This window comes from Curvibacter sp. EU05-FHT14A10, assembly GCF_058791075.1.
In genome coordinates, this window is record NZ_JBYTDE010000052.1 from 1 (window position 1) to 567 (window position 567).

Annotated in this window: 1 protein-coding gene; it reads right to left on the reverse strand. The window is 66.7% G+C overall.

What is annotated here, in order from left to right:
• Nucleotides 1-111: 111 nt before the first annotated feature.
• Nucleotides 112-567, reverse strand: a 456-nt coding sequence (locus tag AC3WUT_RS30180; RefSeq protein WP_492350758.1) for a DUF1302 family protein, incomplete at its 5' end; no start/stop codon positions are given.

The following is a 567-nucleotide window of genomic DNA, read 5'->3' on the forward strand; positions in this document are numbered from 1 at the left end:
GGGCAGGCCCCGGGGGGCGATGGCCGTGAAGGCGGGGGTATCAACCCCCCCGCCACCCTTCTCGGAGAAAGAAGAGAAAAACACGGAGTCCATCCAAAGCCTCAGCGGGCCTCAGAAGTTGCGCGAGGCGTACACGCCCACGAAGTTGCGGTCACGCAGGGGCTGGTCGTACACCGTCTTGCCGCCCCAGAAGGCCGCGTAGTTGACGCCAAACTGCCAGGTCGCCGGGTTCTGGATGAAGCTCACGATCAGGTTGACCGAGCTGGCCCCCTGCATGAAGGTGGCCGCCGTGTTGGGCGTGCGCCCCGACAGCGCCCTGAAGTACGCCACCTCGGGCACCACCTGCCAGCCCTTGAGCAGCTTGCCGTCGTACACCCAGCTGTAGTCCAGGCTGATGCCCGAGGAGTTGCGCGTGCCGGCCGCGATCTGCGCGGCACTGGCCGAGTATTGCTGGCCCCAGTTGTAGCCCCCAGCCGAGACCAGCTCGCCGTTGTAGCTCGACTTCAGGCCCGGGTAGCGGATCAGCACCAGCTCGCCCATGAAGGTGCCGGTGTCCGCGCCCAGGAA